The sequence below is a fragment of the Nocardia panacis genome (genome assembly GCF_003598715.1).
Classification (GTDB): domain Bacteria; phylum Actinomycetota; class Actinomycetes; order Mycobacteriales; family Mycobacteriaceae; genus Nocardia; species Nocardia panacis.
Genome location: NZ_QZFU01000023.1, coordinates 367993 through 389932, shown reverse-complemented (window position 1 = coordinate 389932; position 21940 = coordinate 367993). Strand labels below are relative to the sequence as shown.

General features: G+C 68.9%; 20 protein-coding genes. 14 read left to right on the top strand and 6 right to left on the bottom strand.

What is annotated here, in order from left to right:
• The first annotated feature begins 65 nt into the window (after positions 1–65).
• Together D5S18_RS20650 and D5S18_RS20645 are read left to right on the top strand one after the other, a co-directional pair.
• On the top strand, positions 66–446 hold the full coding sequence (locus tag D5S18_RS20650) for an Ig-like domain repeat protein (RefSeq protein WP_120042680.1): 381 nt from the start codon (positions 66–68) through the stop codon (positions 444–446).
• A gap of 143 nt (positions 447–589) precedes the next feature.
• On the top strand, positions 590–1471 hold the full coding sequence (locus tag D5S18_RS20645) for a bile acid:sodium symporter family protein (protein ID WP_120042679.1): 882 nt from the start codon (positions 590–592) through the stop codon (positions 1469–1471).
• Positions 1472–1521: 50 nt separating this feature from the next.
• On the opposite strand, the gene D5S18_RS20640 is transcribed toward D5S18_RS20645, so the two are convergent.
• Entirely contained in the window at positions 1522–2271 is a 750-nt protein-coding gene (locus D5S18_RS20640) for an IclR family transcriptional regulator (protein WP_120042678.1), read from the bottom strand.
• 310 nt (positions 2272–2581) lie between these two features.
• On the opposite strand from D5S18_RS20640, the gene D5S18_RS20635 reads away from it, so the two are divergent.
• A complete protein-coding gene (locus tag D5S18_RS20635; protein WP_120042677.1) occupies positions 2582–3223 on the top strand; it encodes a hypothetical protein in 642 nt (213 codons plus the stop codon).
• Between the two features lie 181 nt (positions 3224–3404).
• Positions 3405–4892 carry a mannitol dehydrogenase family protein gene (locus D5S18_RS20630; protein WP_120042902.1) on the top strand — a complete coding sequence of 496 codons (1488 nt, stop codon included), beginning with the start codon at positions 3405–3407 and terminating at the stop codon, positions 4890–4892.
• On the opposite strand, the gene D5S18_RS20625 is transcribed toward D5S18_RS20630, so the two are convergent.
• Positions 4882–5277 (bottom strand): QcrA and Rieske domain-containing protein, encoded by a 396-nt coding sequence (locus tag D5S18_RS20625; RefSeq protein WP_120042676.1) that lies wholly within the window; start codon positions 5275–5277, stop codon positions 4882–4884. The genes D5S18_RS20630 and D5S18_RS20625 overlap by 11 nt on opposite strands.
• 236 nt (positions 5278–5513) lie before the next feature.
• Between D5S18_RS20625 and D5S18_RS20620 the strand changes: the two genes are divergently transcribed.
• On the top strand, positions 5514–7034 hold the full coding sequence (locus tag D5S18_RS20620) for a phytoene desaturase family protein (protein ID WP_203236829.1): 1521 nt from the start codon (positions 5514–5516) through the stop codon (positions 7032–7034).
• A gap of 6 nt (positions 7035–7040) precedes the next feature.
• Here D5S18_RS20620 and D5S18_RS20615 read toward each other — a convergent pair whose 3' ends face one another.
• Entirely contained in the window at positions 7041–7823 is a 783-nt protein-coding gene (locus D5S18_RS20615; RefSeq protein ID WP_120042675.1) for an IclR family transcriptional regulator, read from the bottom strand.
• An 87-nt stretch (positions 7824–7910) separates the two neighbouring features.
• Here D5S18_RS20615 and hutH point away from each other — a divergent pair, with 87 nt between their 5' ends.
• The 6 genes from hutH to D5S18_RS20585 are packed head-to-tail and all read left to right on the top strand — an operon-like array spanning position 7911 to position 15744.
• Entirely contained in the window at positions 7911–9473 is a 1563-nt protein-coding gene (gene hutH / locus D5S18_RS20610) for a histidine ammonia-lyase (RefSeq protein WP_203236828.1), read from the top strand.
• The gene (gene hutU / locus D5S18_RS20605; protein WP_120042674.1) at positions 9470–11122 is read left to right on the top strand and encodes a urocanate hydratase; all 1653 of its coding nucleotides are present in this window, start codon (positions 9470–9472) and stop codon (positions 11120–11122) included. Before hutH ends, hutU begins: the two co-directional genes overlap by 4 nt.
• Positions 11123–11127: 5 nt before the next feature.
• A complete protein-coding gene (locus D5S18_RS20600; RefSeq protein ID WP_120042899.1) occupies positions 11128–12327 on the top strand; it encodes an allantoate amidohydrolase in 1200 nt (399 codons plus the stop codon).
• Positions 12324–13625 (top strand): formimidoylglutamate deiminase, encoded by a 1302-nt coding sequence (locus tag D5S18_RS20595; protein WP_120042673.1) that lies wholly within the window; start codon positions 12324–12326, stop codon positions 13623–13625. The genes D5S18_RS20600 and D5S18_RS20595 overlap by 4 nt, the downstream gene beginning before the upstream one ends.
• Positions 13613–14776, top strand: coding sequence for an imidazolonepropionase (gene hutI, locus D5S18_RS20590; RefSeq protein WP_120042672.1), 1164 nt, complete (start codon positions 13613–13615; stop codon positions 14774–14776). Before D5S18_RS20595 ends, hutI begins: the two co-directional genes overlap by 13 nt.
• A 47-nt stretch (positions 14777–14823) precedes the next feature.
• Positions 14824–15744, top strand: coding sequence for an LLM class F420-dependent oxidoreductase (locus D5S18_RS20585; RefSeq protein ID WP_120042671.1), 921 nt, complete (start codon positions 14824–14826; stop codon positions 15742–15744).
• Between the two features lie 19 nt (positions 15745–15763).
• Here D5S18_RS20585 and D5S18_RS20580 read toward each other — a convergent pair whose 3' ends face one another.
• Complete coding sequence (locus tag D5S18_RS20580) at positions 15764–16108, bottom strand: hypothetical protein (RefSeq protein ID WP_120042670.1); 345 nt, start codon at positions 16106–16108, stop codon at positions 15764–15766.
• 414 nt (positions 16109–16522) lie between these two features.
• On the opposite strand from D5S18_RS20580, the gene D5S18_RS20575 reads away from it, so the two are divergent.
• Positions 16523–16993: a gluconokinase gene (locus tag D5S18_RS20575; protein ID WP_120042898.1), complete on the top strand. Its 471-nt coding sequence runs from the start codon at positions 16523–16525 to the stop codon at positions 16991–16993.
• Between the two features lie 16 nt (positions 16994–17009).
• Here D5S18_RS20575 and D5S18_RS20570 read toward each other — a convergent pair whose 3' ends face one another.
• Positions 17010–17792 (bottom strand): M50 family metallopeptidase, encoded by a 783-nt coding sequence (locus D5S18_RS20570; protein ID WP_120042669.1) that lies wholly within the window; start codon positions 17790–17792, stop codon positions 17010–17012.
• Between the two features lie 59 nt (positions 17793–17851).
• Complete coding sequence (locus D5S18_RS20565; RefSeq protein ID WP_120042668.1) at positions 17852–18904, bottom strand: Gfo/Idh/MocA family protein; 1053 nt, start codon at positions 18902–18904, stop codon at positions 17852–17854.
• 699 nt (positions 18905–19603) lie between these two features.
• Between D5S18_RS20565 and D5S18_RS20555 the strand changes: the two genes are divergently transcribed.
• A complete protein-coding gene (locus D5S18_RS20555) occupies positions 19604–21178 on the top strand; it encodes a mannitol dehydrogenase family protein (RefSeq protein WP_120042666.1) in 1575 nt (524 codons plus the stop codon).
• Positions 21175–21864: an HAD family hydrolase gene (locus tag D5S18_RS20550; RefSeq protein WP_120042665.1), complete on the top strand. Its 690-nt coding sequence runs from the start codon at positions 21175–21177 to the stop codon at positions 21862–21864. The genes D5S18_RS20555 and D5S18_RS20550 overlap by 4 nt, the downstream gene beginning before the upstream one ends.
• Positions 21865–21940 lie beyond the last annotated feature (76 nt).

Below are 21940 nucleotides of genomic sequence, written 5' to 3'. Positions count from 1 at the left end.
GCCGGTTCGGGTGAGGATCGATACGGCCCCGACGCGGGGTCGTCGTCGAACCGGACGGGGTAGAGATGGGTAATCGCATCGCGGCCGCCTGCGTCCTCGCCGCGGGTCTGGTTCTGTTCGCCGCGCCCGCCGCCGGAGCGGATGTGGTCGGGATCGGCGTGCTGCCCGGTATCAACTACGGGTTCGGCACCAACTACGGCACCGGCTGCACGTACACGATCCGGGCCAGGGTCAGCGACCCGGTCGCGCCGGTGACCTTCTACGACAATGGCAGCGTGCTGGGCACCGTACGCCCCTCGGGTGGGATCGCGCTGCTGGATTGGGTGCCCGCGGGCATCGGTATGCACACCCTCAGCGCGGACCAGCCCGCCGACGATCCGGCACGGACCGAGGTTCGCGTCGCCGAGGGGCGGCATGTGGGTTACGCGTGCGCCGTTTTCGGCTGATCCTCGCGCCCATGCCATAGGTGAAAGCTATTTCTTCGCGCCATAGCGTGGGGAATTCCAGTGCCAGACATGGGAAATGCCGAGCGGGCCGATAGCGTCGAGATTCATTGTCCGACCGACCTATTCGTGGATGAGGAGACACAGTGGGTTCGACGATGTTCGCGGTATTCCTACCGCTGGCGCTGGCCCTGGTGATGTTCGGGCTCGGTGTGACCCTCACGGTCGCCGATTTCGCCAGGGTGGCGCGCTATCCCAAGGCGGCCGCGGTCGCGCTGGCCTGTCAGATCCTGGTGTTGCCGGTGATCTGCTACGGGCTGATCCAACTGTTCGGACTCACCGGTGCGTTGGCGGCCGGAATGATGCTGCTGGTGGCCGCGCCGGGCGGCCCGTCGGCGAATCTGTTCAGCCATATCGCGGGCGGCGATGTGGCGTTGAATATCACACTCACCGCGATCAATTCGGTGATCGCGGTGTTCACCATGCCCGTCATCGCCGCGTTCGCCTTCGATCGCTTCCTCGACGATGGTGCGAAACTCGGTGTGCGCCCGGATAAATTCATCCAGGTGTTCGCGATCGTCTTGGTGCCGGTGGCGATCGGCATGTTCGTGCGGCACCGCTTCGCGGACCGGGCCGAGCGGATGCGCGGCGGGGTGAAGATCGCGTCGATCGCGGTGCTGGCGCTGGTCGTCGTCGGGGCATTCGCCCAGCAGCCCAAGACGTTCACCGAGAATTTCGGCACGCTCATCGCGGTGTGCCTGGTGCTGTCGACGCTCAGTTTCGCGCTCGGCTTCGTCGTGCCCCGATTGTTCGGGGTGGCCGCCGATCAGGCCATTGCCTCGGCCATGGAGATCGGCATCCACAATGGCGCGCTGGCCATCACGGTGGCGGTCTCGGTGCTGCACAACGAGAAAATGGCCGTCGCCCCCGCGCTGTACGGCCTGTCGATGAATATTCCCGCGGTGATCGCGGCGTTCCTGCTGGCCCGCTTTCTGCGCAAGCCCGCGCCGGTCGCGGTAGAGGCGTGAATTGTTGCACGGCAGCGGATTCAAAGGAATCCGCTGCCGTGCGACGCCGGCTACAGCGCGCGGGTGGCGCGGATCAACCGGGCCAGATTGGTGGTGACCAGCCCCGCCGCCCGCTGCACCGCCTCGGCGAGCACCGGAACGCGCTGCGGTTCGGTGAGGGTGCAGGCCAGCGCGGCCACCACCGCACCCTCCGGACCGCGCACCGGGGCCGCCACGCAGACCAGGCCATGCGTTTTGGCATCGAGGTCGTAGCCGAGGCCCCTGGTGCGAGCAGCCGCGCTGAGCCGCTCCCACTCCCGGTAGGAGAACCCGTGCGGCACCGGTCGTTCCCCTTGTGAGGCGAACAGCACCTGCTCGGCCGCCGTCCCCGAGGGCAGCAGCGTGCCCGCTCGCAGCGGGAATATCTCATCGATCTCGCGCCCGATCCCGCCGACCAGCATGACCTGCCCCCGATCCGCCACCGCCAGGCTGAACCCGCCGCGCTCGAATCCGGCCACCAGTTGCCGCAATGGCTGCGCCGAGGCCGACCGGAGCAGGCGCGCGGGCTCCCAGGTCTGGCCCAACCGGTACACGCGGGGTCCGAGCCGATATCGGCCCGAGCGGCGTTGCACCGCACCCTCGGTGACCAATTGATTCAACAGCCGATAGGCCGTCGCCTTCGGCAGTCCGGCGGCGGTCGCCAACTGCGTCAGACCCGTCTCCGCACCGTGCGCCAGCGCCTCCAATAGTGCGAACGCCCCTTCCAGCACCCCGCGTCCCCCGAGCGCCGGTGCCGGTCGTTCCAATGTTGCCTCGTCCACTCTGTCCTCCCGCAATGCAGATACCGCAACCAAAAACCGAGCACGCGAACTGTTATCGTGCCTCGGTTCGACGAATGGAACCCCTGGTCCATTCAACCGACCGCCTGCTTTCGCTCGGCGGTAGCCCACATTCACCATGGGTCCCGGTGCGTCGGGCTGCGTCGGAACGGTTTCCTCCACCCGAAGAAGTCTGCGGCGCATACCCTTCACCCGGATTTCACGGGCATCTCACGCCGCTCGCGGGCAGCGGGGATCCGGGGGACGCGGCGCATCGGGAAATATTCGGAATCCGAAGTCGAGGGAGAACGGCATGGTCGACAGTCTCTTCGCGGATGTGTCATATTTTCAGGCGCGGGTCGATGATTCCTATCCGTACGGGATCTTCAGCTTTCGCTCCAATGACGGCACCTTTCGCGACGATAATTTCGCCGCCAACTACGAATGGGCCTGCCGGGCGGCCGATTCCGGGCGGTTGGGTTGCTTCATCGCCTATTTCTACTGGCGGCCCAACTGGTCGGACTGCGTGAATGTCCACCGGGACATGGTGACCGCGCTCGGCGGTCCGCATCCGCGCATGATCTCCATGATCGATGTGGAGTCCGGCGGTAATCCGCGGGGCGATCAATCCGATGGGATCAATCGCGCCTACTGGAATCTGGCCGACTGGCTCGGACATCCGCGCCGGGTGATCGGCTATGCCAATCGCTCCGATTTCTTCGAGCTGTGGCCGGACCGGCCGGACGGGCTGCGGGTGATCGGTGCGGGATACGGCGCGGATCCGGGACTACCGGGTCAGATCGCGCATCAATACACCGACGGCCAGGGGTACGGCGGGGGATTGCCGGAGGGCTGCTCGCCGTTCGGCAACTGCGATATGAACTCCGCCGATGGCCTTTCACCTCTGGATTTCGCCGCAGCCTGCGGCATCCGAACAGCACAGGAGGCCAAGTGAGGTGAACGACGCCCGCGGTCGGATCTCCCGCCGCGGGCGCTCGCACCTGAATCGGACTGCGCCACCGGCATTCTCGCTAGGAGAGCAAATGCTCATCTACTGAGCCGATGCTCAGTGCGATACCATTCGGAGTGATGTGATGTACGCAACACACCCCCGCAACTCACTCTGGAGTGGTGTCATGATCCCGATCACCGCGCGAACCCTGCCCGACCTAGCGGGCACGATCTCCGTACCGAGCTACCGGAGGTCCGAGATATCCACCGGCATAGTGCATTTCGGTGTCGGCGGCTTTCATCGCGCACATCAGGCCCGCTATCTGGACCTGCTGCACGAGGCGCAGGCGGCCCCGGATTGGGGCATCTGCGGCGTCGGCGTGCTGCCCGCCGACCGACGCATGCGCGACGCGCTCGCGACCCAGGACGGCATGTACACCCTGTGCGTCGCCGCGCCCGATGGCGCATGGACGCCGCGAGTGGTCGGCTCGATCGTCGAATACCATTGGGCGCCAGAGGATCCCGAGACGGTGATCGAGCGACTGGCCGCGCCGGGCACCAGGATCCTCACCCTCACCATCACCGAGGGCGGCTACAACTGCACCCCCGAGGGCGAATTCGATGTCGACCATCCGGCGATCCGCGCCGACCTCGCCCCGGATGCCATGCCGGGCACCGTCTTCGGGCTCGTCGCCGAGGCGCTGGCGCGGCGCCGGGCGCGCGGGCTGCGCCCGTTCACCATCGTGTCCTGCGATAATATCGCGGGCAACGGCCGCATCGCGCGCGCGAGCTTCACCGCCTTCGCCCGATTGCGCGATCCCGAACTGGCGCGGTGGCTCTCGGCGGAGGGCGCGTTCCCGAATTCGATGGTGGACCGGATCACGCCGGTCACCACCGAGCCCATGCGGGCCGAACTGGCCCGCCGCTTCGGGGTCGACGATAGCTGGCCGGTGCTGACCGAACCATTCACCCAGTGGGTGCTGGAGGACGAATTCCCGTTGGGCAGGCCGGATCTCGACCGCGTCGGGGTGCAGTTGGTCGGCGATGTCGCGCCCTACGAGCTGATGAAGCTGCGCCTGCTCAACGGCAGTCACCAGGCGCTGGCCTACCTCGGTCACCTGGCGGGCTATCGACTCGTCCACGAGGCGGCCGCCGATCCGGATTTCGCGGGATTCCTGTCCCGCTACATGGCCACCGAGGCGCTGCCGACGCTGCCGCCGGTGCCGGGTATCGACCTGGTCGCCTATCGGCGCGAGTTGCTGGTGCGGTTCGGCAATGCCGCGATCGGCGACACCATCGCCAGGCTCGGTGCCGACGCCTCGGACCGCATACCCAAATGGGTGCTGCCCGTTATCAGCGACAGGCTCGCAGGCGAAGGCGAGATCGCCTGCGCGGCAACGGTGGTGGCCGGATGGGCGCGCTACTGCACGGGCGTCGACGAGCAGGGCGAACCCATCGAGATCGTGGACCCGCTGCGCGATCGGCTGCGAGAGTTGGCCGCGCGCGAGGAGTGGGAGCCGGGCGCGTTCCTGAGCGAACGCACCCTGTTCGGCACGCTCGGCGAGCAGCCGCGCTTCGTCGCCGCCTATCGCAAGGCACTGCAATCCCTGCGCACCCGCGGCGCTCGGGCCACGGTGCGGGAGTTGGCGGCAGGCCATCCGGTCAGCCCGTGACGATCCAGTCGTCCTGGACGTGCACTGCCACGGGAGCCAGCGGGGCCGGTGCCGGACCGTTGGCCACCGACCCGTCGAGGTTGTAGCGGCTGCCGTGGCAGGGGCAGTTGATGGTGCCGCCCGCGACGGCGTTCACCGCACAGCCCTGATGGGTGCAGGTGGTCGAGAAGCCCCGGAAGTCGCCCGGACCGGGCTGGGTGAGCACCGTGCCGCCGACGATGATGCCCGAACCCACGGGCACGTCGCCGGTGCGGGCGAGTTGTTGGCCGCCGTCGGCGGCGGACCGGGCGGGTTTGCCTGCTGCTTTGACGGCGCACGCGGCGACGACGGCCGCCGCGCTCGCACCGAGCACCACCGTGCGTCGGTTGAACTGTTCGATGGCCATGCGAACCTCGCGTTCCCGACCGGCTTCCCGGCTGATCCGGGTGGTGGCCGGTCCAAAAGGGATACGAGGCGGCGGGCTCGCGGGTTCGGTCCATCCCGAAATCCGTCCGAAATGTCAGGTCAGGTAGCGGCCGAACCAGTCGAGGACCCGCCGCCACGCCGGTGTGGCCGCCGCGAGTTCGGTCGTGCGGAATCCCGTGGATTTCCACCCGACCGGAATCGTGCTATCGAGGAGGGATGATTCCCGAGCATCGGTCTTATGACGTGGTGGTTGTCGGCGGCGGTCATAACGGGCTGGTGGCCGCGGCCTATCTGGCGCGGGCCGGACGGTCGGTGGCCGTGCTCGAGCGGCGCGCGCACCTCGGGGGAGCGGCGGTCTCGGAGCAGCCATTCGCCGGGGTCGAGGCGCGGTTGTCGCGCTACTCGTATCTGGTCAGCCTGCTGCCTCGCCGGATTGTCGAGGATCTGGGGCTGCGGTTCGCCGTGCGGCGCAGGCGGATCTCCTCGTACACGCCGGTCGGCGCGGGCGGCCTGCTGGTGGATACCGGATCCGAGGAGCGAACGCGGGCGAGTTTCCGCGCGGTGACCGGATCGGAGCGGGATTTCGACGCGTGGCGCGAGTTCTACTCGATGACCAATCATGTGGCGCGCCGGGTATTTCCGACGCTGACCGAACCGCTGCCGACCCGCGCGGAACTGGCCGGGCGCATCGATGATCCGACGGCTTGGGCGGCGCTGTTCGACAACCCGCTCGGCGAGGTCGTCGAGTCGAGTTTCGCCGACGACATGGTGCGCGGTGTGGTGCTCACCGACGCGCTCATCGGCACCTTCACCCATGCGCACGATCCGACGCTGCGCCAGAACCGCTGCTTCCTGTACCACATCATCGGCGGCGGCACCGGCGACTGGGATGTGCCGGTCGGGGGTATGGGCGCGCTCACCGATGCCCTCGCGGCGGCGGCGCGCGCGGCGGGTGCAGAACTGGTCACCGACTGCCCGGTCGAGGGTATCGATACCGATGGCCGCGCGGCCGAGGTGCGGTATCGCGGCGGTGTCCTCGGAGCGGGGTATGTCCTGGTCGGTGCCGCACCGTACGAGCTGGATCGCCTGCTCGGCGCCGATCCGGGACCGAAACCCGAAGGCGCCCAACTGAAGATCAATATGGTGCTGCGCAGGCTGCCGCGTCTGCGCGATACCTCCATCCTTCCGAGCGACGCCTTCGCGGGCACCTTCCACATCGCCGAGTCCTACACCCAACTCGAGCGGGCGTACCGGGATGCGGCGGCGGGGCGTCCGCCCGGCGCCCCACCTTCGGAGATCTACTGCCACACGCTCACCGATCCCTCGATCCTCTCCGGCTCGGCCTCGGGCCTGCACACCCTCACACTTTTCGGATTGCACACCCCCGCACGCCTTTTCACCGACGACCAGGCAACGCGGGCGCTGGTGGAAGCCACTCTCGCGCAACTGGATTCGGTTCTCGCCGAACCGATCGCCGATTGCCTCGCCACCGATGCGGACGGAAAACCCTGCCTCGAGGCCAAATCCCCGCTCGACCTCGAATCCGAACTCGCCCTCCCCGGCGGCCACATCTTCCACCGCGACCTCGCCTTCCCCTTCCGCACCGACGAGTCCGATCGCTGGGGTGTGGCCACCGCCCACCCCAACATCCTGCTGTGCGGCGCGGGCGCCGTCCGCGGCGGCGGCGTCAGCGGCATCGCGGGCCACAATGCCGCCATGGCGGTGCTCGCGCAGTAGCACGAATCAGGCGGTGCGGCCGCCGATTCGGTGCGTGAGGGCATCGGCGGTGGCGCGGACGCGGCCGGCGAGGGGTGCCCGGTCGCACCCGCACGGGGCGTCGGCGCAGTGGTGGCGGACAGTGACGCTGATGGCGGCGATCGGATGTCTGCCGTGGTCGAAGACCGGATAGGCGACGGAGGCGAAACCGGGGGTGATGTGGCCGTCCTCGCTCGCAAAGCCCCGGCGGCGTTCGGCGGCGAGGATTTGGCGCAGGGCCGCGAGGGTGCGCGGGCCGCGCTCGGTGCGGCCGACGAACGCGGCGGCGGTCGGGTAGAGGGCGCGCACGTGGGCGGCGGGCAGGTGGGCCAGGATGGCGCGACCGGACGCGGTGAGGTGCGCGGGCAGGCGCACACCCACGTCGGTCACCAGGGTCTCGGGGCGGGCGGGGCGCTCTTTGACGAGGTAGACCAGCTCGTTGCCGTGCAGCACGCCGAGGTGGGCGTTGTGGCCGACCTGCTCCACCAATTCGCGCAGCAGCGTGCCCGCCAATCGCTCCAGGGGTTCGTGGCGCAGATATGCCGAGCCGAGTTCGAAAGCGGCGATACCGAGCCCGTAGCGCCGTTCGGTGGGCAGCCGGGTGACGAATCGGGCCTGCTCCAGTTCGGCCAGCAGGTGATAGGTGGTCGAGCGCGGTAGCGCCAGTTCGCGGGCGATGGCCGAGGCCGAGACCGGTCCGGCCTTGCCCGCCATCAGCCGCAGCACGGCCAGTCCGCGCCGCAGCGCCGGGATATCGGTGCTGGTTCCCATGTCGCCTCCAGGTCACTGTCTGAGATCCCAGACTAATTCCGGCGCGGCCTCATACCGTCGCGGCCCCCGCGACGGTGGAATAGCCCCATGCCGGAAACTGCGCAGATCGCCACCGTATCCGTGGACGACCCGTTGACCAGGGACAGCGTCGTCGCCGTCGCCCGCGCGGGGGCCAGGGTCCAGGTCGGGGCCGCCGCCGAAGCCCGCATCGCGGCAGCGCGCGCGCATGTGGACGCGCTGGCCGAGAGCCCCACCGCGACCTATGGCGTATCCACCGGATTCGGCGCGCTGGCCACCCGCCGGATTCCTCCGGAGCGGCGGGTCGCGCTGCAGCGCTCGCTGATCCGCTCGCACGCGGCGGGCGCGGGTCCGGCGGTGGAGCGGGAGGTGGTGCGCGCGCAGATGCTGCTGCGGCTGCGCACCCTGGCCACCGGGCACACCGGGGTGCGTCCGCAGACGGCGGCGGCATTGGCGGCGTTGCTCAACGCCGACCTCACACCCGTCGTGCACGAATACGGTTCGCTCGGCTGCTCGGGCGATCTGGCCCCGCTGGCCGCCGTGGCATTGGCACTGATGGGGGAGGGCGTTGTCACCGGGGCGGACGGCGAACCGGTCGACGCGGCGACAGCGTTGCGCGCCAACGGCATCGAGCCGGTGACCCTGCACGAGAAGGAGGGTCTGGCGCTGACCAACGGCACCGACGGCATGCTCGGCATGCTGGTGCTCGCGCTCGACGATCTGCGCGCCCTGCTCGATATCGCGGATCTGACGGCCGCGATGAGTGTGGAGGCGCTGCTCGGCACCGACCGCGTCTTCGCCGCCGACCTGCAGGCGCTGCGTCCGCATCCGGGGCAGGCCGTATCGGCGCGGCGTATGCGACTGGCGCTGGCCGATTCTCCGATCGTGGCCAGCCACCGGGGTCCGGATTGCAATCGGGTGCAGGACGCCTACTCGCTGCGCTGCGCGCCCCAGGTGCACGGCGCGGCCCGCGACACCGTCGCCTACGCCGAATCGGTGGCCGATCGCGAATTGGCCGCCGCCGTGGACAACCCGGTGGTGCTCGCCGACGGCCGCCTGGAATCCAATGGCAATTTCCACGGCGCCCCGCTGGCGTATGTCCTGGATTTCCTGGCGATCCCGCTCGCGGACGTGGCGAGCATGGCCGAGCGGCGCACCGACCGGATGCTGGATGTCGCGCGCTCGCACGGACTTCCGCCCTTCCTCGCAGATGATCCCGGCGTCGACTCCGGCCATATGATCGCCCAGTACACCCAGGCCGCAGTGGTGAGCGAACTCAAGCGGTTGGCCGCGCCCGCCTCGGTGGATTCCATTCCGAGCAGCGCCATGCAGGAGGATCACGTCTCCATGGGCTGGTCGGCCGCGCGCAAGCTGCGCCGGGCGGTGGACGGACTGAGGACGGTGCTGGCCATCGAATATCTCACCGCCGCGCGGGCTTTGGACCTGCGCGCGCCGCTGCTGCCCGGTCCGGCGACGGCCGCCGCGCTGGCATTGCTGCGCACCGAGGTCCCGGGCCCCGGCCCGGACCGCCACCTCGCCCCCGAGATCGCCGCCGCCGAAGCACTGCTCCGCTCCGGCGCGCTGCGGCGTGCGGTGGCCCCCTACCTCGACAACGAAAGGCACGATTCATGACTCGCACGGTGCGCGCGGCGCGCGGAACGGCGCTGACCGCCAAGAACTGGCAGACCGAGGCCGCGCTGCGTATGCTGCACAATAATCTAGATCCCGAGGTCGCCGAGCGGCCACAGGATCTGGTGGTCTACGGCGGCACCGGCAAGGCCGCCAGGGACTGGGCCAGCTTCGACGCCATCACCCGCGAACTGACCGCATTGGAACTCGACGAGACGCTGCTGGTGCAGTCGGGTCGCCCCGTCGGTGTCTTCCGCACCCACGAGTGGGCGCCCCGCGTGCTGATCGCCAACTCCAATCTGGTTGGGGACTGGGCGAATTGGCCCGAGTTCCGGCGACTCGAATCGCTGGGCCTGACCATGTACGGGCAGATGACGGCGGGCTCCTGGATCTATATCGGCACCCAGGGCATCCTGCAGGGCACCTACGAGACCTTCGCCGCCATCGCGGACAAGCGCTTCGGCGGCACGCTCGCGGGCACCCTCACGGTGACAGCGGGATTGGGCGGCATGGGCGGCGCCCAACCGCTCGCGGTCACCATGAACGGCGGTGTGGCACTGGTGATCGAGGTGGACGCGGCCCGCGCGCGCAGGCGCCTGCACGATCGCTACCTCGATGAGATCGCCACCGATCTCGACGATGCGGTGCGCCGGGTATCGGCGGCGCGCAAGGCGCGAAAAGCGCTGTCGGTGGGGCTGATCGGCAATGCGGCCGAGGTGCTGCCGCAATTGCTGGCCAGTGGGTTGGCGGTCGATATCGTCACCGATCAGACCTCGGCCCACGATCCGCTGTCCTACCTGCCGCGCGGTATCGAGGTCGACGACTGGTCGGACTACGCGCGCAAGAAGCCGGACGAATTCACCGAACGCGCCCGCGAGTCCATGGCCGACCACGTCAATGCCATGCTCGGCTTTCTCGATTCGGGTTCGGAGGTGTTCGACTACGGCAACTCGCTGCGCAGTGAGGCCAAACTCGGCGGCTGCGACCGGGCCTTCGACTTTCCGGGCTTCGTACCCGCCTACATTCGACCGTTGTTCTGCGAAGGCAAGGGGCCGTTCCGCTGGGCGGCACTTTCGGGCGACCCGGCCGATATCGCGGCGACCGACCGCGCCATCCTCGAGCTGTTCCCGGAAAACGAATCGCTGCGCCGATGGATCACGATGGCGAGCGAACGCGTTGCCTACCAAGGGCTTCCGGCCCGGATCTGCTGGCTCGGCTACGGCGAGCGGCATCTGGCCGGGCTGCGCTTCAACGAGATGGTGGCCAGTGGTGAACTGAGCGCGCCCGTCGTCATCGGGCGCGATCACCTGGATTCGGGCAGCGTCGCCTCGCCCTACCGGGAGACCGAGGCCATGGCCGACGGCTCCGACGCCATCGCCGACTGGCCGCTGCTCAACGCGCTGCTCAATACCGCGTCGGGAGCGAGCTGGGTCTCGATTCACCACGGCGGCGGTGTGGGGATGGGCCGCTCCATTCACGCCGGTCAGGTGAGTGTCGCGGACGGCACCGCGTTGGCGGGGCAGAAGATCGAACGGGTGCTCACCAATGATCCCGGTATGGGCGTCATTCGGCACGTCGACGCGGGCTATGAGCGCGCCGCCGAGGTCGCGACCGAGCGCGGGGTGCGAATTCCGATGCGGGACAACGCGTGACGACCATGAAAGCCATTGAGCTGCTCGCCGATATCGCGGGTGTCGGGCGGGATGTCGCGCGCGGCGGGTATTCCCGGCACCTGTTCGACGCGGGCGAACTCGAGTTGCGCGACTGGTTCACCGAACAGGCCATGCGCCGCGACCTCACGGTGCGAACCGATCGCAATGCGAATATCTGGGCGTGGTGGGGTTCGCCGGGTCCGGGAGCGGTGGTCACCGGGAGTCATCTGGATTCGGTGCCGGGCGGCGGCGCCTTCGACGGACCGCTGGGCGTCACCAGTGCGCTCGCCGCCGTGGATATTCTGCGCGACAAGGGATTCCGGCCCGCCAAACCCCTCGCCATCCTGGTCTTCGCCGAGGAGGAGGGCGGCCGATTCGGGGTGCCGTGTCTGGGTTCGCGGCTGCTCACCGGTGCGCTCGACGCCGACCGGGCGCGCGGACTGCGCGACGGCGCGGGAATCACCCTGGCCGAGGCGGCCACCAAGGCGGGCTACGAGCCGGAGCGCTTCGGCGCCGATCCCGAGGCGCTGGCGCGGATCGGCTGTTTCGTGGAACTGCATGTCGAACAGGGGCGCGGGCTGATCGATCTGGACAGCCCCCTCGCCACGGGCAGCAGCATCATCGCGCACGGTCGCTACCGGTTCAGCTTCGCCGGGCAGGGCAATCACGCGGGCGCGACGCTGATCGGCGACCGGCACGATCCGATGCTGCCCGCCGCGGCAGTGGTGGCCGCGGCGCGAACAGTGGCCGCCGCGACGCCCGACGCGCGGGCCACCGTCGGACGACTGGCGCCCACACCGGGCGGGACGAATGTCATCGCCTCGACGGTGGATCTGTGGCTGGACGCGCGGGTGGCGGGCGCGGGACGGACACCGGCGCTGGTCGCGCAGATCGAGGCGGTGGCGAAAGAGGCTGCCGCACAGGAAGGGTGCACGCTCACCGTGACCGAGGAGTCCTACACCGACGACGTGGTCTTCGACGAGTCCTTGCGGCGCGGCATGGACCGCGTGCTCGGCGGCGTGCCAGCGTTGCCGACCGGCGCGGGACACGATGCGGGCGTGCTGGCGGCCCATGTGCCCTCCGGCATGCTGTATGTGCGCAATCCCACCGGAATCAGCCACGCGCCCGAGGAATTCGCCGAGGCCGCCGATATCGCCGCAGGCGCGCACGGACTCGCCCTGGTGCTGGAGGAACTGGCACGATGAGGTATTGGGCCGAATATGCCTGGCTGCCAACGGGGTTGGCCGAAGCGGTGACCATCGAGGTGACCGGATCGACCATCGCCCGGGTGACCGCCGATACCGCGCGCACCGGAAATATCCTGCGCGGCTTGACCATCCCCGGTTTCGCCAATGGGCATTCGCACGCTTTCCACCGCGCGCTGCGCGGGCGCACCCACGGCGGACGGGGTGACTTCTGGACCTGGCGCGACCAGATGTACGCCATCGCGGCGCGATTGGATCCCGACAGCTACTACCGGCTGGCGCGCGGCGTCTACGCGGAGATGGTGCTGGCTGGCTATACGAGCGTCGGCGAATTCCATTACCTGCACCATGCTCCGGGCGGCGTCCGCTACGCCGATCCGAATGCGATGGGCGCCGCGCTCGCGGCGGCGGCCGACGATGCCGGAATTCGACTCACGCTGCTCGACACCTGCTACCTCACCGGCGGATTCGCGCAGGAACCGACCTCGAATCAACTCCGATTCGGTGACGGCGAGGTGACGGCGTGGGCCGAGCGCGAGGCGGCATTCGACCCGAAGGGCGAATTCGTGCGCAAAGGCGTCGCGGCGCATTCGGTGCGGGCGGTGCCCGCCGCGGCGCTGCGGACCGTCGCCGCGCAGGCCGCGGGTCGTCCGCTGCACATCCACCTTTCCGAACAACCGGCCGAGAACCGGGATTGCCTCGCCGCGCACGGCTGTACGCCCACCGAACTGCTGTCCGAAGCGGGCTTCCTCGGACCGACTACCGTTGCCGTGCATGCCACCCACTTGACGCCGACCGACATCGGGCTGCTCGCCGCAGCCGCGAGCAGCGTGTGCTTGTGCCCGACCACCGAGCGCGATCTCGGCGACGGTATCGGTCCCGCACGGGATCTGGCCGATGCGGGCGTGCGACTGTGCCTGGGCAGCGACAGCAATGCGATCGTCGACGGTCCGGAGGAGTGGCGGGCGCTGGAGTTGGACGACCGGCTCGCCGGGCAGGAGCGCGGCCGTTTCCGACTGGACGAACTGTTCGCCGCCGCGACGGCGCATGAATCGGTCGGCTGGCCGGAGGCGGGTCGGATCGCGGCGGGCGGCGCGGCCGACCTGGTGACCATCGATCTGGAATCGGTCCGCACGGCGGGCGTCGATCCGGCTGCCGCACTGTACGCGGCGACGGCGAGCGATATCACCGAGGTGCTGGTGGCAGGCCGCCGCACCGTGTCGCAGCGACGGCATACCCGCATTGAAAACGTGGAAACCACACTGCGAGAGGAGATTCGGGCGCTGTGGCAATCCTGATCACCGATATCGGCGAGCTCACCACCAATACCGAGGGCGGCCCGCTGCGCGAAGCGGCCGTGGTGGTCGAGGGCGAACGCATCGCCTGGGTCGGATCCGCGTCCGCCGCCCCCGCCGCCGACGCGCGGGTGAGCGTGGACGGGCGGGCCGTATTGCCCGGCTGGGTGGACAGCCACACCCACCTCGTCTTCGCCGGTGATCGCACCGCCGAATTCGAGGCGCGGATGGCCGGCGCGCCCTACCGCGCGGGCGGTATCGCCACCACCGTCGCCGCCACCCGCGCCGCCACCGACGCGACGCTGTCGACCAATCTCGCCCGGCACATCGCCGAGGCGCGCCGACAGGGCACCACCTGCCTGGAGACCAAGACCGGTTACGGACTGAATGTCGCGGACGAGCGGCGGTCGGCGCGGCTGGCCGCCGAGATAGCCGACGAGGTCACCTATCTCGGCGCGCACCTGATTCCGGAAGGGTATTCGGCCGACGCCTACCTGGATCTGGTCTGCGGTGAAATGCTCGACGCGGTAGCGCCTTTCGTGCGCTGGGCCGATGTGTTCTGCGAGACCGGTGCTTTCGACGCCGACCAATCCGACCGGGTGCTGCGCGCCGCCGCCGCCCGCGGATTGGGGCTGCGGGTGCACGGCAATCAACTCGGGCACGGTCCGGGCGTCCAGCTCGCCGTGCGCCACGGCGCGGCCAGCGTCGACCACTGCGCCTACCTCACCGACGCCGATATCGAGGCGCTGGCCGCCTCCGACACCGTGGCCACCGTCCTACCCGCCTGCGATTTGTCCACCAGGCAGCCGCTCGCCCCGGCCCGCCGACTCCTCGACGCGGGCGTCACGGTGGCCATAGCCAGCAATGCCAATCCCGGCACCTCCTACACCACCTCCATGGCCTACTGCGTCGCCACCGCCGTCCTGCAGATGGGGCTGTCGGTGGCCGAAGCCGTGTACGCCGCCACCGCGGGCGGCGCGAAGGCGCTGCGCCGCACCGATATCGGATCCATCGCCGCAGGAACCCGCGCCGACCTCCATGTCCTCGACGCGCCGTCGGCCACCCACCTCGCCTACCGGCCGGGTGTGCCGCTCACCGCCGCCGTCTGGTTGCAGGGGCAGCGGCTCGATATCTCCGGGCCGGATCCGATCTGAATCAGCCGGCGCGCGGACACCGAGCGCGCCGTGCCAGGATATGGCCCATGGAGTTGCGCATTTTCACCGAACCGCAGCAGGGCGCGAGCTATGACACCCTGCTACGGGTGGCCAAGGCCGCCGAGGATCTGGAATTCGCGGCCTTCTTCCGGTCGGACCACTACCTCGCGATGGGTGCCGCCGACGGTCTGCCCGGCCCGACCGACGCGTGGATCACCCTGGCCGGATTGGCGCGCGAGACCAGTCGCATCCGGCTGGGCACGCTGGTGACCGCCGCCACCTTCCGCCTGCCGGGGCCGCTGGCCATCCAGGTGGCGCAGGTGGATCAGATGTCGGGCGGCCGCGTGGAGTTCGGCTTCGGCACGGGCTGGTTCGCCGAGGAGCACCGCGCCTACGGCATCCCGTTCCCGGAGCACAAGTTCGACCGCTTCGAGGAGCAGTTGGCCATCATCACCGGCCTGTGGTCCACCAAACCGGGTGACACCTTCTCCTACGACGGCGAGCACTTCCAGCTCAGCGATTCCCCGGCGCTGCCCAAGCCCGCGCAGGAGCGGATGCCGGTGCTGATCGGCGGGAGCGGCGCGGTGCGTACGCCGCGGCTGGCCGCGCAGTACGCCACCGAATTCAATGTGCCGTTTTTCTCGGTCGAGGAGACCGCCAAGCGCTTCGATCGGGTGCGGGCCGCTGTCGAGCGAGTGGGGCGTCCGGCCGACGATATGGTCTACTCGAATGCCCTGGTGGTCTGTGTCGGCGCGAACGACGCCGAAGTGGCGCGCCGTGCCGCCGCCATCGGCCGCGAGCCTGCCGAGCTGAAGGAGAACGGGCTGGCGGGTTCGCCCGCCGAGGTGGTCGACAAGATCGGTCGCTACGCCGAGACCGGATCGAGTCGAATCTATCTGCAGATGCTCGATCTGAGCGATCTGGATCACCTGGAATTGATTGCCGCGCAGGTGCAATCGCAACTCTGAGCGGGTACGGGCTCCGGAGTCAGCCCGGCTCCGGGGCCGGACCACCCAGCGGGATCGCCCAGCGGGCGTGCGTGTACTCGGGCGAGATGGTGGTGACATCGCAGAGGCGCACCAGTTCGGCCGGGACGCGGCCGCCGTCGAAATGTTCGACGTTGGGCACGAATACGGCCTCGGCCGCCGCGCGCCGCACCGCCGCCACCAGTTTGGCCATTCGTTCGGCGGTATCCGGGCCGAACGTCACCGTTTTGGCCAGTTCGTAGCCGAATCGCTTTGCCAGGCTGCGGATCTGGGTTTCGTCCCAGACCTGGGAGACTCCGGAGACATCGCGCCGCAGATAGCCGAGCGCGATAGGACGTGTACTCATCGGCTCCCGTCCCGGCCGAATTCGGCGGCCGCCGCCGCGGCGGAATGGTTTTCCGACACCGACACCATGTACCCCCTGCGTTATCGTTGGGCTGCGCGCGGGCGAGCGATGACGCCGCCTCCTGGTATTCGCGCGGAATTCGACATTAGGAGCCGGGTCGGAGATCGATCCACAGAAGTGCTCGAAAGTGCGAGATGCATTGACGCCCACCGGGTGTCCCGGTGATGATTATTGGCTTGCGCACACTTGCGCGCACCCGAAATGGGTCAAAAAACCATCCGAATCGGGATACTACACGTTGGTCGCGCACAGGATGCGAGATTGCATTCCGTAGACTTCACCGGACAAATCGCGCACCCGCCCACGAAGGAGCTGTCAGTGACCGACCGTCCGACACAGGGCCTCGTGATCGCGATGGGCGTCTCCGGATCCGGCAAGTCGACGGTGGGCGCGCTGCTCGCCGCGCGCTTGGGTGTGGACTACGCCGAGGGCGACGAATTCCATCCGCCCGCCAATGTGGCCAAAATGTCGGCGGGTATCCCGCTCACCGACGCCGACCGGACGCCGTGGCTGGACCTGATCGCGACTTGGCTGACGGCGCACCGGGAACGGGGTGGCGTGGTGAGCTGTTCGGCCCTCAAACGCAGCTACCGCGATCGCCTCCGCGCCGCTGCCCCGGAGGCCTTCTTCCTGCATCTCGCCGCCGACCGCGCCGAGCTCATGGCACGAATGACCGGCCGCGCCGGGCATTTCATGCCCGCTAGCCTGCTCGACTCACAGTTGGCCGCGCTGGAACCACTCACCGTCGAGGAGAAGGGCACCACTTTGGACGCCACCAGGGCGCCCGCCGAACTCGTCGACGAAGCGCTGGGGGCGCTGGTCTAGCCGAGATCCGCCCGGATCACGCGGCCGGACAAACCTTCTCCGACAGCTGCGGAATGCAGACCCCGCCCGCATCCGCGATGAGCAGCCCGGTCCCCACCACCAGTGCGCCCAGCGCCACCGCGGCGAACACCAGCACCCACAGCAGTCCGGGCAGGCGGGTCAGCCGGGCGAGTTGATCGGCGTCGGAATCGCGGGTCCCGCCGTGGCGGCGGGATCGGCTGCGCTGCAATTCGATCACCGGCCGCAGGCCCGCGAACAGCAGGAACCACGCGCCGAGATAGGCGAATCCGGCCTGAAGGACATCGGTGCCGAACCACGACACCGCGAAAACCGCGGCGCCGACCAGGAATACGGTGAACAGGCCGTAGATATTGCGCACCTTGATCAGCAGCGCGAGCAGCAGCGCGATGATGACCCACAGCATGAGCGTGATGCGGTGCGCGCCGAGCAGCGCCGCGAAGGCGAGCCCCACCAGCGCCGGGGCCGGATAGCCCGCGAAGGCGGTGAGGATCATGCCGAGTCCGTAGGGCTTACCGCTGGATACGGTCAGACCCGAGGTATCCGAGTGCAGCGTAATGCTATTGAGCCTGCGCCCGGTCAGCAGCGCGACCAGCGCGTGCCCGCCCTCGTGCGCGATCGTCACCACATTGCGCGCGAACCGCCACAGCGGCGTATAGCCGACCAGGATCAGCGCGCCCGCCGCCGTCGCCGCGATGAGCTGCCACGGCGGCGGAGTCTGCGTGGTGGTGAGCCGATCGAGGATGGAGGTGCCGTGCTCGACGAATTCCGCGGTGTCCACTGCCGCACCATAGCCGCCGGGCTGCCGCCGCGTCAGGTCCGCTGTTCAGGGCCGGGCCTTCAGGGACAGACAACAGCGCCCGACTCGGCCGAACGCAATGCCGCCGACAAGACGGAGAGGCCCGCGAGCGCGTCGCGCGGATCGACCGGGACGGGCGCGCCGTCGAGCAGCGCGTCGGCCATCGCGGCGTAGAAGGCCGGGTAGTCGCCGGGCAGCGAAGGCACCGGCGTGGGATCGGGCTCGGTGCCCAGTGTGCCCCAGCGCTCGGATGCTATTGCGCCCCACGGCTTTCCGTCATCGGGGCGGCGGCCTGCGCGCAGCTCGTCCTCCTGCGGGTCCAAGCCGTGACAGACGTAGCCTGCCGTGGAGCCGAGTACCCGGAAGCGGGGGCCGAGTCGCGGCGTCACCGCGCTCATCCATAGGTGTGAACGCACCCCGCATGTGTGGGTCAAGGCGACGAAAGCATCGTCGTCGGAACTGATTCCGGCGCGGCGGGCGTCCAATTCGCAGTAGACCGAGCGGACCGGACCGAACAGTGTCAGCGCCTGATCGATGAGGTGCGGCCCCAGATCGAAGAGGATGCCCGCGCCCTCGGCGCTGCCGCCGAGTTCGCGCCAACTGCCCTTGGGCACCGGCCGCCAGCGCTCGAATCGGGATTCGAAGCGTGCGACAGTGCCGAGCCGCCCACCATCGACCAGTGCCCGCACGGTCCGGAAGTCGCCGTCCCAGCGGCGATTCTGGAATACCGACAGGGCCAGGTCCGCGCGTTCGGCTCGCTCGATGAGATCCTCGGCCTCGGCGACGGTGACGGTGAACGGTTTGTCGACCACCACCGGCAATCCGGCCGCCAGCGCCCGCGCGGCGAGCGGCGCGTGCGCGGCATTCGGGGTGGCGATCACCACCAGGTCGATTTCGGTTGGGCGCGTGAACAATTCCTCGACGTCGGCCAGTACCCGCACACCGGGATACGCCGCGCGCGCCTGCCGCGCGCGCTCCGCCGAGGCGGTGACCACCGTCGATACCCGCATTCTCGGGTCGGCCGCGATGAGCGGCGCGTGGAATACCGATCCGGCGAGTCCGTATCCGACGATGGCGACCTGGAGTCTGCTCATTCCCGAAAATCTACGGGACGCAGGCGGATTGCGGGGCCGGGGTGGGTGGAATGGCGGGTTCGGTGGCGGCCCGAACGATTCGAGGTGTTCGAGCAAACCGGTGGCTTCGGTAAGGACGGTCGGTTCGGCACATTGGGTCGGTGCGTTCAGGATGCCGTGGTGGATCGCCGGGCGCAACCGGAGGGCGGGTCGGGGTGCGCGGGTCGGCGGTGGGGGGTGTCGGCGGTGCTGGACGGTTCGGCGGCGCTCGGCGCTGCGGTTTCGCTCGTAAATCGGCTCTTGACGCGCCGCAGGCGATCCCTCAGCTATCTGGACGTTCGTCCATGAATACCCGAATCGGAGACGCAGTGGCAATCTTCTGGCAAATATTAATATCTCCTGAAATCTTCGCATAACGGATCAATCTCCGGATAATTAGCGTGGCAAACGTCACTTCGGCAATTTCCCGGCACGATCGATGTTCTATTTGTTCGAGCATTTTGCGCGACTGACATGCGGATTTACGTTTCGTTGACGAATTCCTACGCGATCCGATCACGCTCCGATTTCGACCCGAGCGGTGAACGTGTTCATCGAAATATTCACCGACCTGACCTACGGTTCTGAAACGCATCCGATTCAACGTTGATTCGACGCCTGTGATCGCGGCGAACTCGGCAAGGTGAGTTCGTTATCTCACGGAACGAACGGAGCCAGCTCATGCGTATCCCACTGCATACCGCGCACGCGAACAATGGCACATCCCAGGCCGGGCCGTCGGCCGAAATACCGGAGGCTCGGGTTATTCCCCGGCTCTCGGCGGAAAATCTGCGGCTGCTCCCGCAATCGGTGCTCCGACCCGGATTCCTGCCGCGGGAACTGACCACCGGAATTCTGCACCTGGGCTGCGGCGCGTTCCATCGCGCCCATCAGGCGCTGCTGACCCAGCACGCCATGACCGCGACGGGCGAGCGGAACTGGGGCATCGCCGCCGTCGCCATGTCGCGACCCGAGGTGGTGACGGCGCTGCGCGCCCAGGACAACCTCTACACGACCCTGCTGCACGACGCGGACGGGGCGCGGGTGGAGGTGGTCGGCGCGCTCACCGAAGCCGTCCACGCCCCGACCGACCGGCGCGGCATCGCGGCTCGCATCGCCGATCCGAACACCCGGATCATCACCCTGACGGTCACCGCGAGCGGATACGGCCTCTCGCCGGTGACCGGTCGGCTCGACCTCGGCGCCGACGCCATCCACCACGACCTGCGCAGCCCCGCGACACCCAGCACCCCGATCGGTATGCTCACCGCCGGACTCGACCTGGTGCGCAGGCGCGGCGGCACCCCGCCCGCGATCATCAGTTGCGACAACCTCTGCGGTAACGGAACCAAACTGCGCGGCGCGGTCATCGAACTGGCCGGATTGCGCGAGGAGGCACTGGCCGACTGGATCGCCCGCAATGTGCGCTTCCCCAACAGCGTCGTCGACCGCATCGTGCAGCCGGGCACCCCCGCCGAACTGGCGGTGGCCCGCAACGCGCTCGGCGGTATCGAAGATCTCGCGCCCATCGCTGCCGAACCCTTCATGACCTGGACCATCGAGGATTTCGACGGTCCGCGCCCGGCCTGGGAGGCGGCGGGCGCCCGCTTCGTCAGCGATGTCACCGACTACGAACAGGCGAAACTGCGGCTGCTCAACGGCTCCCACATGCTGTTGGCCTACCTCGGTGCGCTCGCGGGTCACCGCACCATCGCCGAGGCCGCGGCCGATCCCGATCTCGCCGCGCTGACAAGGCAATTCATGGTGCGCGAACAGGGGCCGACGCTGCGGCTGCCCGCCCCCGAACTGCGCCGGACGGTGGACGGACTGCTGCGCCGATTCCGCAATCCGGCGATCCGCCACGATATGACCAGGGTCGGCCGCAACGGTTCGGACAAGATGGTGCCGCGCGTGGTCGGCGCGATGTGCGAGAACATCGCCGCGGGCCGCCCGACCCCCGCCGCGACCCTGCTCATCGCGGCCTGGATCCAGACCTTCGCCGTCGCGGACCGACCCGGTGCGGTGCTCGAGGTGCTCGATCCGCACGCCGAGACGCTCGCGGCGGCGGCGGCCGAACCGGATCCGCACCGCAGGGCGGCGAAGTTCCTGCGGCGCAGGGATATATTCGGGACATTGCCCGACCCGCGGCGGGTGCGCGGCGAAGTGGCCGCCGCACTGGGCGAATTCGCCCGCGACGGAATTTCGGCGACGGTGCGGCGCAGGCTGACACCGGAATTGGAGAGGAGTGTGGCATGACGGCGGTGAAACCCGTGCGCGCGGTGGTCTTCGATATGGACGGACTGCTCATCGATTCGGAGACACTGGCGATGGAGTCGCTGGTGAGCGTGGGTAGCGCACTGGGCTACCCGATGTCGGGTGCGCTGTGCCGCAGCATGATCGGCGTGCCCGCCGACCGCTGCCGCGAACTGGCCGTCGAGGCGCACGGCCCGGATTTCCCGGTGCGGCGGTTCTTCGCGCTGCACGAGCGGCATCTGCGCGATCTGGTCGACGCGGGTCGACTCGCCACCAAACCGGGCGCACTGGAACTGCTCGACGAGTTGGCGCGTCGCGGGATTCCGAAAGCCATCGCCACCTCGTCCTCGCGCGAGCGCGCTGATCATCATCTGGCGCTGGTCGGTATCGCGAACCGCTTCGACGCCGTGATCACCCGCCAGGACGTGAGCAACGGCAAACCCCATCCCGAGCCCTACCTCACGGCCGTGTCCGCACTCGGCGGACTCGCGGAAACCACGCTGGCCCTGGAGGATTCGCCCAATGGCCTGGCCGCAGCCCATGCCGCGGGGCTGCGCTGCCTGCTCATCCCGGATCTGGTGCAACCCACCGTCGCCTCGATGGGCAAGGCGCATCGCATCTATCCCGATCTGTTCCGCGCCATCGACTACATCGCCGCGGCCAACTCCTGGCGCGATAGCGCGGCGTAGGTGTAGCTCCGGCCGTGCGCCGGTCCGAGGTCGGCTTCGCCGGCAGCGTCCATTGGGGAGTGTCGTTCCGCGCCGG